Source organism: Rathayibacter sp. YIM 133350 (assembly GCF_037404875.1).
Lineage (GTDB): Bacteria > Actinomycetota > Actinomycetes > Actinomycetales > Microbacteriaceae > Orlajensenia.
In genome coordinates, this window is record NZ_JBBELO010000017.1 from 60,983 (window position 1) to 74,139 (window position 13,157).

Here is a 13,157-nt window from a genome sequence, read left to right on the forward strand (position 1 = left end):
GTAACAAAGCGAGGATCACTCGGGTTCATTCGAGTCATCCCGTGTCAAAATCGTAATAGGCCCCCATCGTCGTGAGCCGCAATAGATGAGGACCCGTCATCGTGACCCGAATCACCATGAACCGTACCCGCATGCTCAAGCTGATGTCGATCCTCGTCGGCGCTGCTGTGCTTCCCTCTGCCCTTCTCGCTCCTGCGGCGTTCGCAGCGACAGGTGCGCCATCCGCGAGCACCCTGTACTCACCTATCGACCTCACGGCGACGGGATCCGACGAGGCCGCAGACCTCGACTGGGCGGATGGCGATGGCGCCACCGGCTACCGCGTCTACCGGCAGGACGATGCCGCGAGCGCTCCGAAGCCCGTCGGCGAGGTGAAGCAGAGCGACTTCCATGACGGCGGCCTGACCGATGGACAGCATTACAGCTACACCGTCACGGCCCTGAAGGGGTCGGCGGAATCACCGGCCTCCGCATCCGTCGCCGTGACGCCTTCGCCCGTGCCAGCACCTCAGAAGCTCGCCGCCGCGGTCGACGGAGCCACGCTCACCCTGTCGTGGAAGGGGGTGTCCGACGCCACGTACACCGTGCTGTCGACGAGCGCGGCCCCCACGCAAGACGGCGCAACGCCGCCCGCCCCCACCGTCGTGGCGGAGAAGTTGTCCGCCACGAGCACCACCGTGCCCGCACAGCCCGGCGTGCCCCTCGTCTTCACGGTCACCGCGACCCGCGATGGAGTGCAGAGCGATGCCACGGCCCTCGCGTTCACGGCGACGGATGCAGCCACTCCCCCGGCACCGACGGGCCTCACCGCCGCGCAGAGCGGCGCCGGCGTCGCCCTGACCTGGACCGCCGATGCCTCGGGCGCTCTCGCGGGATACCGGGTCTACCGCGACGGCACCGACGTCAGCGGCATCGTCGCGGCCGGAACCTGGACCGACACGTCGGCGACCGCCGCGACGATCGTGGACTACACCCTGCGCGCGCAGTCCACCGCCGGCCAGCTCTCCGTGGCCAGCGCCCCCACGCGCGTCGCCGTGCAGCCGATCGTGGCGCAGGCGACCCCGACCGCTCCCGACCTCACCGTGCCGGATGCGGCAACCACGCCGCCCGCCCAGGGTCCCGCTGCCGAGGCTCCGGTGGCGCAGACTCCGGCGGCTCAGGTTGCGGCTCAGGCTCCTGCGGCAACGCCGACCGCCACCGTTCCCACGAACATCGCCCCCGTGCAGCAGCTGCGCAGTGCGGCGTCCATCGAAGCGGCCGCGACCGGGGCGTTCACCGCCTCGTACAGCTTCCGGCCGGCATCCGCCCCCACTGTCTCGGGCTACACCACCCAGTCGGGCAGCGCCTACAGCGACGCCACCGGGTCGGGATGGGTGCGTCAGGACTCGCTCTCGAGCACCCACGTTCCGCTCGACATGAGCTCGAACACCCGGGTGCGCACGCGCACAACGGTCACCGCCGCGCAGAACGGCATCATCCACATGCAGTACGCGGATGCCGGAACCAAGGTCGCGGGGCAGAACCAGGTCGCGGGTGCCTTCGAGGTGGCCGTCGCCAACGGCGTCTACACCGTCTCGGTGAGCGTGGGCGACCAGCCGACCTATGACAGCAAGCACACGATCACCGTCGAGGGCGTTCCCGCCATCGCGTCCTTCGTCGGCACCGCGGCCAATGAATACGCGGCCGCGACCGTGCAGGCAACGGTGAGCGACGGCCGGCTCACCATCGATGCGGTGGGCGGTAAGAACACCAAGCTCAACTACGTGCAGATCGTCGGCGAGCCGCCGGCGGTGGCGCCGTTCTCGGCGAAGGTCAACTTCTCCGACGCCGGAACCGTGCCGCCCGACGGCTTCCTGCGTGACTACGGCCAGGCCTTCGGCCCCCGTACGGGCGACTTCCAGGGCAGCGACCTCAGCTACGGCTGGGTCGTGCCGGGAACGCACACCCCGCTGAGCCTGGAAGGCAACGGCCGCAACCGCAACGTCTCGGGCGTCAGCGTGGAACTCAACACCTTCATCCACGCGCAGATGACCACGGGCACGGGCGTGAAGACGCCGGGAGCGTGGGAGGCCGCCGTGCCCAACGGCGTCTACCGCGTAGGCGTGGCGGTGGGCGACCAGTCCGCGACCGACAGCACGCACTTCGCGAATGTCGAGAACCAGAACGTGATCGCGCGCTTCAAGCCGACGACCGCGAAGAAGAGCCTCTACGGAGAGGTGATCGTCGAGGTCACCGACGGTCTGCTCACCCTGACGCCGACTGGCGGCACGAACACGAAGTTCGACTACATCACCATCGACCCGGTCACGGCCGGAACCCAGCAGCCGGCGGTGCGCACCTCGACCCCGCTCAACGCGGCGACGGGGGTCGACCCCCGTTCCAGCATCGTCTGCGACCTTTTCCTCATCACGAGCGGAGTACTTCCCGACACGCTCACCACGCAGAACGTCACGCTCACGAACGTCGTCACCGGCCAGCTCGTCTCGGCGGCGGTGCTCACGAGCGGCGGCGGCGACACCATCAACGTGTCTCCCCATTCGCAGCTCGAAGACGACACCCTGTACAAGTTCACCGTCACCACCGCGGTGACGGATGTGGACGGCCGCCACTTCCTGCCCTTCACCTCGGTCTTCACGACGGGCAAGGCGACCGCCCCCGACGGGCCCGTCGCCTTCACCCAGACGGATTCCGGCGCCGCAAAGGGGGCGATGTACACCTCCCTCGTAAAGGGGCCCGATGGCAAGCTCTACGCCGGCTCGATCACCGGGCAGATCTACCGCTTCACCATCAATGCCGACGGCACCCTCTCGAACCGCGAGACCTTCAACGCCGTCGCCGACTACTCCGCGAGCGCCGCGAGCGGCGACACCTACAACCCCGGCATCCGCACGGTCATCGGCCTGGCCTTCACGCCCGATTCGACGGCCACGAACCTCAAGCTGGTCGTCAGCGACAACGCGCCGTTCCTCGGCAGCTACGACGTTCCCGACTACACGAGTCGCGTCGGCGTACTCACGGGATCGAACCTGCAGAACTACACGCCGCTCGTCATCCACCTGCCGCGCTCGATCAAGGACCACGAGGTCAACTCGGTCGCCTTCGGCCCTGATGGGGCGCTGTACTTCAACGTCGGCGCGAACTCCGGCATGGGCGCGGCCGACGGGTCGTGGGGCAACCGGCCCGAGCGCCTGCTGAGCGCCGCGACCCTGCGGCTGGACCCCAGCATCCTCGACTCGCCGACCCTGCCGCTGGATGCGCGCACCGGCGACGGCGGCTACAACCCCTACGCTCCCGGCGCACCCCTGACCATCTACGCAAGCGGCATCCGCAACGCCTTCGACCTCGTCTGGCACAGCAACGGGCACCTCTACGCGCCGACCAACGGGTCTGCGGCCAATGCGAACGCGCCCGCGGTGCCGACGACCCTGCCCGCGCAGTGCGCCAACCGCCCCGACGGCGGGTACTACGGTCCCACCGGCCTGGCCGGTATCACGCGCAATCCCGTCGCCGAGACCGACTACGTCTTCGACGTGAAGCCGGGCCGCTACTACGGCCACCCGAACCCCGCACGCTGCGAGTACATCCTCGCCAACGGCAACCCGACCGCATCGGCCGACCCCTTCGAGTCGGCCGCGTATCCGGTGGGAACGGCTCCCGACCCGAACTTCAACCTCTCCGACGTCTACGACGCGGGCGCCCACGCCAGTGCCGATGGGGCCATCGAGTACAAGAGCAGCACCTTCGGTGGTGCGCTGAAGGGCAAGCTGCTCGTCGTCCGCTACAGCTCGGGCCAGGACATCGTGACCTTCGACGTCGCGGCAGATGGAAAGCTGAGCAACCGCACCTCCGGGTACCCGGGACTGACCGGCTTCCAGCAGCCGCTCGACCTCGTCGAAGACACCGACAACGGCAACCTCTACGTTTCGCAGCTCACCGACGACCCCGCCGGCACCTCGATCGCCCTCGTGAAGCCCGCGACGGCAGCCACTCCCCCCGTGCTCGAAGCGACAGACCGCATGGTGTTCAGCGCCGTGCGGCCCTCGGGCATGGACACCAAGGCGCTCACCCTGACCAACGCGGGCGGCCGCACGATCACCATCCCGTCGGGCGGCCTGGCCATCAGCGGCGCAGGAGCGTCCCACTTCTCGGTGGGTTCGACGGCCTCGATCACCCTCGAGCCGGGCCAGTCCACTCCCGTCACGGTGACGTTCGCGCCGAGCACCGCCGGCGTGAAGGATGCCAAGCTCACCGTGACCTCGAACGCCCCGGCGGTCACGGTCACCCTGCGAGGACTGGCCACCACCGGAACGGGCGGCACCAACGAGCCCTCGTTGCAGCGCATCCTGGACACCTGGCAGATTCCGGTGAACGTCGGAGACACCGATCCGTCCACCACGAACCTGCCGAACACGCAGACCCCGATCGGCGACGAGATCAAGGCGCAGCTGTTCCGCAAGCACTACTTCGACCGGCCGATCACCATCACGCCACTCGCCGCGTACGGCCTGCAGAGCAAGGATCCCGCCATCCGGTTCGGCTGGTACGAGGGCATGAACTCGGCAGCGCGGCACGAGCTGTTCACCGTGCCCGCCGCGAACGCGCAGAGCCTCACCGTGAACCCGACCGGACAGACCGCCGACATCGATCCGGGTGAGAACGCGATCTTCGGGTTCTACACGCAGTGGCCGACCTTCTCGGATCGCCTCGTCTACTCGGAGGACCCGTTCAACCGGGCGTTCGATGCCGGCACACCGCATCACGTGCGCGTGTACCCGATGAAGGAGCCCGACGGCACCGTCGACGAGCACGCCTACGTCGTGGCGTTCGAGGAGTTCCCGACGACGTTCGACAGCAACGACCTCGTCTTCGTGGTCGACAACGTCGATCCGGCGGAGCCGGTGAGTGGCCAGTTCGCCAACATGAGCGTGGCCAACCCCGATCCCGTGCCGTTCGCCGACCAGCTCACGATGAGCAAGATCCAGGCCCCCGAGCCCGACCAGAAGACGGCCACCAAGGGAACGGTGCGCATCACCAACTCGGGCTCGGGACCGATGAAGCTGAGCGCCCTCACCGTGACCGGACCGTTCAGCATCACCAACGCGCCGGCGCTGCCGTACACGATCACGGCCAATTCGTCGCTCGATCTCACTGTGCAGTTCACCGCGACGAGCGGAGCACGCCTGCAGAAGGGCACCCTGACGGCGACCTCCGATGCGGCAACCGGGCCGACAGGCGTCGTGCAACTGGCGGGATTCTGGCAGAACGTCAACGAGAACGGCCAGGAGCCCTCGGTGTACCAGCTGTTCCGCGGCTTCGGCATGGCTACGGAAGTACCGCGCACGATCGTCAGCGTCGGCGAGGTCGCTCCCGTCGGTGACGAGGTCATCTCGCCCTACTGGCGCCAGGTCGACGCCACCAAGCCGGTCGCCGTGCGCCAGCTCGCGGCATACCACGGCTTCGGCGCAGAGGCGACCGTGCGCTGGTTCCCGCAAGGCGCCTTGGCCTCGAAGAAGGACATCACGACCTCTGCCGGCTTCTGGTCGCAATCCGTTCTGCCGCGCGTGACCAACGGCACGACGAGCGCCTTCGCAGGCGGCACCTTCACGCCCACCGGCGGCACGACGGCCGGGGTCTTCGGCTTCGACATCCTCGGCGAGCGCACCGACCCCGCGTTGAACGACCACTCCGTCGACATCACCGCGGGCTGCACAGAGCCCTGCGGACAGCACGTGCGGATGTGGCCGGTCAAGGACCGCAACGGAAACGTGGTGCCGGGCTCGTACGTGATGGGCGAGGACCTGGCCGGCATCAACTACGACTATCAGGACAACTTCTACCTCGTCACGAACGTGCGCCCGGCCAGCCCGGCGACGCCGGCTCCCGTCGCGGCATCCGGTCCGTCGAACGTGACGGTGAGCTGGTCGCCCGACCCGACCTCGGCCGGCGCTCAGTTCGCCGTGTTCCGGTCCACGAACCCGGGCTTCACCGCATCCATGTCGAACCTGATCTCGGGTCCGAACCCGATCACCGCGACCTCGTTCAACGACACGAGCGTGACGGCGGGAACGACGTACTACTACCGGGTGGCCGCGACGTACCCCGAGTTGACCGGGGTGAACTCGGTCTCGAACCCGATCAGCGTCGTGGCGGGCACCTCGCCGACGAACGTCGTCAAGGTCAACTTCCAGCCGGTCTCCTCGAGCATCCCCACCGGATACGCGAAGGACTACGGCCAGGCCTTCGCGTCCCGCACCGGTGCCGGCCAGGGGACGGGCCTCAGCTACGGCTGGGTCGGGGAGCAGACCCGCACTCCGCTCAACCTGTCTGTCGGCGGTTCTCCCGCCGGCAACGCTCGGGCTCGGTCGACCACCAACCCCGATGCGCGGCTCAACACCTACATGATGATGCAGCCGGTCGACATCCCGGGCTGGACCGGCGTGGAGACGAAGGGGGCGTGGGAGCTCGCGGTTCCCGACGGCCAGTACTCCGTGACGGTCGCGGTCGGCGACTCCGTGCCGAGCTCGTTCGTCGAGACGCACGTGATCAACATCGAGGGCGTGCAGGCGATCGCGCCGTTCACGTCGACCGGCGTGAGCGGAGCATCCACTCGCAACAAGACGGTCACGGTGAGCGTGCTCGTGGATGACGGCCGACTCTCTGTCGATGCCATCGGCGGCAAGAACACCAAGATCGACTACGTCGACGTGAGTCGCCTGGCTGACCCGGCGGCACCCGTCGCCCCGCTGCCTTCAACCATGGTGGCCCTGGGGGACTCCATCTCCCAAGCGGTCAGCACGTGCGAGGAGTACGGCGACTGCCCGACCAACAGCTGGTCGACCGGGGATGCGGCCGCCGTCGATTCGCACGCCGAGCGGCTGCGCCAGCTCGGCGCATCGGCTCTCATCGTCGACAACGACGCGGTCTCGGGGAGCAAGTCGAGCGAGCTGGCCGCGCAGGCGCAGAAAGCCGTCGAACAGGGCGCCGACTACGTGACCGTGATGATCGGCGCCAACGACGCGTGCGCCCCGACCGTGGAGACGATGACCTCCGTCGCCGCCTTCGAGGCGAATGTCTCCGGAGCGCTCGGCCTGCTCTCGCAGGGCCGGCCCTCGGCCCAGATACTCGTGGCCAGCGTGCCGAGCCTCACCCGCGTCTGGCTGCTCGGAAAGGACGACCCCGAAGCTCGGGCGGTTTGGGCGAGCGCGAAGACCTGCCAGTCGATGCTCTACAACCCGACGGGCATGAGCTCGGCCGCAGTCACCCGCCGGGCCACCGTCGAGCAGCGGCGAGTCGACTACAACGCGGCACTCGCCCGGGTCTGCGCCGCCACGCCGAACTGCGTCTTCGACGGGAACGCCGTGGCGAACTTCGAGATGAGTGCGAGCCAGATCTCCCAGCGCGATCACTTCCACCCGAACGCCTCGGGCCAGGCCGCCCTGGCGGAGCTGACCTGGGGACGCTCCCCGTACGCGGGCCGCTGAGCCCGCATCCGGTTCGGGTCCCAGCCTGGCGAGATCGGGGGTGCCGCACCATCGAACCCGCAGCAACGGTGGGTGCCTCACACCGTCGAACCCGCAATATCGGTGGGTACGGAGGCCCGGACACCCGCAGAGTCTCCGGTTTCGGTGGGGACGGCACCATCGAACCCGCAATATCGGTGGTTACGGAGGCCAGGACACCCGCAGAATCTCCGGTTTCGGTGGGGACGGCATTCCAGATCGCAGAAACTGCGGGTGCCTCAACCACTCCTCTTATTAAGCCCACAAACGCAGGATGAGCGGCACAGCGACCCTATATAGAGGTCGCTGTGCCGCTCATCCTGCGTTTCTGGGCGGGGGAAGAGGGACCGGCGGCGCGTCAGCCCCGCAGGCCCACCGCCCACGGATCCGTGACGTGCTCCACGCGGTTCTGCGTCCACACCCAGATTCCGGATGGGGCCGCCGCGATCGCCGTCGAACCCTCGCCGAGGGTCACCGGGTAGCATCCGATGACCGCGCCGTCTGCAGCGGATGCGGTCAGGCCGGCCTTGCGGAACTGGATGCCGGGGCAGCTCGCGTCACCGCGCAGCGCGACGAGGTAGCCGCCGCTGACGGGACTCACCGAGAGCACCCCGGGGATGTTGCCGCCAGCGTCCCACGCCGTGCCGCCGTCGCTCGTGCGGAAGACGACGCCGTCGTTGCAGACGAGCATCGCATCGTTGGGGTCGTACCCGTAGACGCGACGGCCCTGGCAGGGCGCGTCCACGGCGGTGCCCGCGGCGTTGACCACCCGGAAGTCCGACGGCCGGATCCACCACGCACCCGTCGGCTGCGCGTCCGTCCAGCTGGCGCCGGCATCAGTCGTACCGAACTGGGACGGCTCGCACTTCGCCGCCGTCTGGCTGATGACGTCGCCGGCCGTCGGCGACGTCGCGCTGAGCGCGAGCACCGCCGTCGGCTTCTCGTCGCGAGCGACCGGAGCCGGCGTCCAGGTCGCACCGCCGTCGGCGGTCACCTCGACGAACGCCGAGTCCGTCGAGCACTTGCCGGATGCCGAGCGCCACGCGTGCTGGTCGTCGACCGCAACGAGGAAGCGAGATCCGGTGTACGCGGGTGCAGCTGCGGTCGCCGTCGCCGTCGGTGCCGACGACGACGGGCTGTACGCGGCCGTCGAGCTGCCGTAGTCACGGGTCATGACATACGCCGCCGCCCCGAGGGCGCCCACGACGACCACGGCGACGGCGATGCCGATTGCGATGGTGCGCCCGCGCGACGCTGTGCGTGCCACCGTTGCGTTACCGTCGCGCCGCGGAATCGCCCGTGAGCGATCCGTAGGCCACGTACGAGGTCGCGTCGTAGCCGCTCTCCCGGGGGAGCATCGTGGCGACGATCCCGAGCACGGGGGCGCCTGCGTCACGCAGGGTCGAGAGCGTGCGGGTGACGTCGGCCTTGCGGCTCTTGCCCGCCCCGACGACCACGACGACCGCGCCGACGGATGCGCTCAGGAGCACCGCATCCGTGACCGCGAGCACCGGAGGCGCGTCGACGAGCACGTAGTCGAACTTCGTGCCGAGCTCGGCGAGCAGGGCGCGGAAGGCATCCGAGCCGAGCAGTTCGCTCGGGTTGCTGGGCACGGCTCCCGCCGGAATCACGACGACCTCCTGACCCTGCACTCGGTGCGTGATCTCGTTCAGGCCGACCGCGCCGGTCAGGTACTCGCTGAGCCCGACGGCGTGGCCGATGCCGAGCAGCGGCGCGATCCGCGGCCGACGCAGGTCGGCATCCACAACGACGACGCGCGACCCCGTCTGACCGAAGGCGAGGGCGAGGTTCACCACGCTCACGCTCTTGCCCTCGTCGGGACCGGCAGAGGTGACCAGGATGCTGCGGCCGCCCGTGCCGAGGTCGGCGAGCTGGATGCTGGTGCGCACCGCGCGGTACGACTCCGCCTGGCGTCCGTGTGGCGCCGAGAGCAGGACGAGCGGGTCGTTCGCGACGCGCTTGTCGAAGTCCACGGCGCCGATGATCGGAACGTCGGTGACGGCGGTGATGTCGCGGGTGCGACGGATGGTCGTGTCACTGAGGGCGCGGATGACCGCACCGATGATGCCGACGGCCAAACCGATGAGCGCGCCGAGCAGCAGGTTCGTCGGGATATTGGGCGACATGGGCGTCGACTGCGGCTCGGCCTTCTGCACCACCGTGACAGCGACAGGGCTCGTGCCGCCGCCGAGCGGCGCCTCGAGCTCGTCCTCGATCACCTTGGAGAGGCTGTTGGCCGTGGCGTTGGCGATGTTGGCACCCCGCTGGGCGTCGCTGTCGTCGACGGAGATGTTCAGCAGCACCGTCTGGATGGTGGGGAACGCGCTGATCTTCGCCTTCAGCTGCTCGGGGCTCATGTCGAGCTTGAGCTCGTCGATCACCGGGTTCAGCACCTTGGGCGTCGTGGCGACGCCGGCGTAGGAGGCCACCTTGTACTGGATGGCCTCGAAGCCCTGCCCGAATTCCGCGGTGGTCGTGGATTCGTTGTTCGGGATCGAGAAGTAGAGCGTCGCAACGGAACGGAACTGCGGCGTCGCGAAGGCCGACACGGCAGCCGCGCCCGCGACGCCGAGCGCGACGCAGACGAGGATGATGAGCCAGCCTTGCTTCAGTACGCGGAGATAATCGCTGATTCCCACGGGTTCGTCCCTTTCAGTTCTGACGGAGGTGCAGGTGCCTCACCGCGCCGTGAGCATATCTCACGATCGTCGCAGCAGGCCATGTCGGGCGTGTTAACGGGGTGCAACATAACGACGTCATGCTCAGTACGCCCCTTCGCTGGCCAGCACCGCGCGAACGGTGCGCCAGAGGATGTTGAAGTCGCCGGTCAGGGTCCAGTTCTCGACGTAGAAGAGGTCGAGGCGAACGGATTCGTCCCAGCTGAGGTTGGATCGGCCGCTGACCTGCCAGAGGCCCGTGATGCCCGGCTTCACGAGGAAGCGGCGGTGAACGTACTCGGCATACTCGCGCACCTCGCGCTCGAGGGGAGGCCGCGGTCCCACGAGCGACATCGAGCCGCCCAGCACGTTGAACAGCTGCGGCAACTCGTCGAGGCTGAACCGCCGAAGCAGGGCGCCGATCGGCGTCACGCGAGGGTCGTCCTTCATCTTGAACAGCACGCTGTTGCCGGCATCGCGCTGCTGCTGGCGCAACTGCTCGAGCATCTCCTCGGCGTTCTGGTACATCGAGCGGAACTTGAGCATGTCGAAATGCTCGCCGCGCAGGCCCACCCGCTGCTGGCGGAACAGCACGGGACCGGGGCTGGAGCGCGCGACCACGATGGCCACGATGACGAGCAGCGGCGAGAGCAGGGCGATGAGCGTCGCAGACACGGTGATGTCGAAGGCGCGCTTGAGGTAGAGCTTTCGCCCTTCGTACCGCGGCGTCTCGACGTGGATGAGGGGAAGTCCCGCAACAGGTCGGGTGTGCAGTCGAGGGCCGCCGATGTCGGTCAGGCTCGGCGCGACGATGAGGTGCTGACGGCCCGGCTCGAGCGACCAGCTGAGTTCCCGTACCCGGTCCGAGGAGAGCTCGTTCGCGCTCGTGATCACGACGGTGTCCGCCCCGGATGCCTCGACGGCATCCAGCAGCCGATCCAGGTTGCCCGATATGGGGATCTCGGTTCCCTCGATGTACCCGGCGACCTCTCCCGATGACGTGCAGGCGCCCACGACGTGGTAACCCGCTTCGGGGGTGCGACTGAGGTCGGCCGCGGTCCTGGCGACCGAATCGGGAGTGCCGACGAGGAGGACCTGGGACGAGTAGGCGCCTGCCCGGCGCTGAACCTGCAGCCAGTGCCGCCAGAACCATCGTGAGAGCACGAGGCCGACGAGGCCGAGTGGGAAGCCGATGAGAACGTAGCGGCGCGCGATGTCGACGTTGGTCAGGTACGCGGCGATCGCCATCACGCCGAAGAGGAAGAACGAGGCCTGCAGCAGTCGACGGTACTCGGTCGACCCGGTACCCACGACACGTGAGGAGCGCGAACCGTTCGCGGCGAGGGCGGCGAGCCAGACGAGCCCGCAGCCGAGGCTCAGGAGCAGCGAAGCGGCGAGCGAGGGTTCCACCGCCGCGCCTGTGGCCCGCCCCAGCACCTGGGCGATGATCACCGCCGCGAAGACGACGACGGCATCGCTGACGGCGAGTCGGCGGGCATAACGCACCTCCCAGCTCGCCGGCTCCCGCGTGGTGGCGGGTGCGAGCATCCGGGCATCGGTGACGGCACGGCTCATCGGCTCATCCTCACGTCGCGCGGCATGATCGGCAGTCGCGCGGCGCGCGCGGCTGCGGATCGGACGGGTGTGTCCATGGTTCGCATCGGCCCTCCAAGTGGTTGTGAGGCGCAGTGGGTCAGGGCGCACCGCGTCGGTGCGTTCCGTTTGCCTATGGTCACGAATCAGGGGATTCGAGAGTCTTCTGTCGCTACCGGGGCTGGCCCGGTCTGCGAGGTCTGGGGCGCCTCGGTAGCGACCGGGGTCGACACGGGTGCGGCCGCAGCGACCTGGGTGCGCGGCCGGAAGCGGAACCACTCCGGCGGCTCGTAGAAGACGCGCAGCGGGGAGCGGATGGCGGCCTTCTCGAGGGCGAGCGAGAGCATCACCGCGACGGCGATCATGAGGATCGGCGCGACGACTCCGAGCACAGGCCCCTCGAGCGTGATGCCGACGGCGTACAGCCCGCACGCGATCAGCACGATGAAGAGCGTGTGACCGAGGTAGACCGGCAGGGTGTTGCGCCCGAGGATCGAGAGCGGTCGCACCCGCCGCAGGATGAGGGCGATCGCGATGCCGGCGGCGAGGCCGAGAACCCGCATGGCCAGGCCGACGAAGGGCACGAAGACGATCCCGAGGGAGTAGACCGCCCACTGCACGAGCAGCCACACGGCGATGGGGATGGGCAGCTGCCACCACCGCGCCCGATCGACGAGGCCGACGATGCTCGTGCGGAAGGTGACGCCGATGGCGAAGAAGACGTAGTAGCTCGGCACGCCCTGCCAGCCGTCGCCGATGAGCCGCCAGAGGCTGTCGCCGAGGATGGGCTGTGCGATGGTGAGCCAGATGCCCGAGACGAGGGCCGCGCCACCGATGTGGAGCCACACCGGCAGCTTCGCGCACGCCCGGGCGACGACGAAGAAGATCGCAAGCGCCCAGAGGAACCAGAGCTCGCCCGAGGGACGGAAGGGGCTCGCGAACAGCCGCAGCAGGTGGGCGGCGAGCGTGCTGTCCTGCTGGTCGGGCAGGATGAGCGCCGCCGTGTACTTGTACAGGAAGACCAGCGGCTGCCAGAGCAGGAAGACCCAGATGAACAGGGCCAGCTTTCCGGAGTACAGCTCGCGCCAGCCCTTGGTCATCCACTTGACGCCGAACAGGCCTGACATGGCGAAGAACAGCGGCATCCGCATCGTGTTGAAGACGCGATTGAAGGCCTGGAGCCATTCCGCTTGGAGGCCGATGAAGCTCAGCCAGTTGAACGTGTGAACTGAGACGACCAGCAGGATCGAAATCCCTTTGGCGACGTCTACCCAATCGAGCCGCGTCTTCGGGGCGCTCATTTCGTGCTGCATAGTGAATTCCTTTGCGGTACGCGAACGCTAGGTCTGCAGGCTATCCAGAGATCGAGCGGCGTTGCCAGCTTTAT

At 68.4% G+C, this 13,157-nt stretch carries 5 protein-coding genes; 1 reads left to right on the forward strand and 4 read right to left on the reverse strand.

Annotation, left to right across the window (positions count from 1 at the left end):
- Nucleotides 1–101 precede the first annotated feature (101 nt).
- The gene (locus tag WDJ51_RS04030) at nt 102–7,481 is read left to right on the forward strand and encodes an SGNH/GDSL hydrolase family protein (protein ID WP_337851145.1); all 7,380 of its coding nucleotides are present in this window, start codon (nt 102–104) and stop codon (nt 7,479–7,481) included.
- Between the two features lie 376 nt (nt 7,482–7,857).
- Here the strand turns inward: WDJ51_RS04030 and WDJ51_RS04035 are convergent, their stop codons facing one another.
- The 4 genes from WDJ51_RS04035 to WDJ51_RS04050 form a co-directional block, all read right to left on the reverse strand.
- Nucleotides 7,858–8,766 carry a hypothetical protein gene (locus WDJ51_RS04035; RefSeq protein WP_337851146.1) on the reverse strand — a complete coding sequence of 303 codons (909 nt, stop codon included), beginning with the start codon at nt 8,764–8,766 and terminating at the stop codon, nt 7,858–7,860.
- 7 nt (nt 8,767–8,773) lie between these two features.
- Nucleotides 8,774–10,159: a polysaccharide biosynthesis tyrosine autokinase gene (locus WDJ51_RS04040; RefSeq protein ID WP_337851147.1), complete on the reverse strand. Its 1,386-nt coding sequence runs from the start codon at nt 10,157–10,159 to the stop codon at nt 8,774–8,776.
- A gap of 123 nt (nt 10,160–10,282) precedes the next feature.
- Complete coding sequence (locus tag WDJ51_RS04045; RefSeq protein WP_337851148.1) at nt 10,283–11,752, reverse strand: sugar transferase; 1,470 nt, start codon at nt 11,750–11,752, stop codon at nt 10,283–10,285.
- Nucleotides 11,753–11,916: 164 nt separating this feature from the next.
- Nucleotides 11,917–13,083 carry an acyltransferase family protein gene (locus WDJ51_RS04050; RefSeq protein WP_337851149.1) on the reverse strand — a complete coding sequence of 389 codons (1,167 nt, stop codon included), beginning with the start codon at nt 13,081–13,083 and terminating at the stop codon, nt 11,917–11,919.
- Between the last annotated feature and the right edge of the window lie 74 nt (nt 13,084–13,157).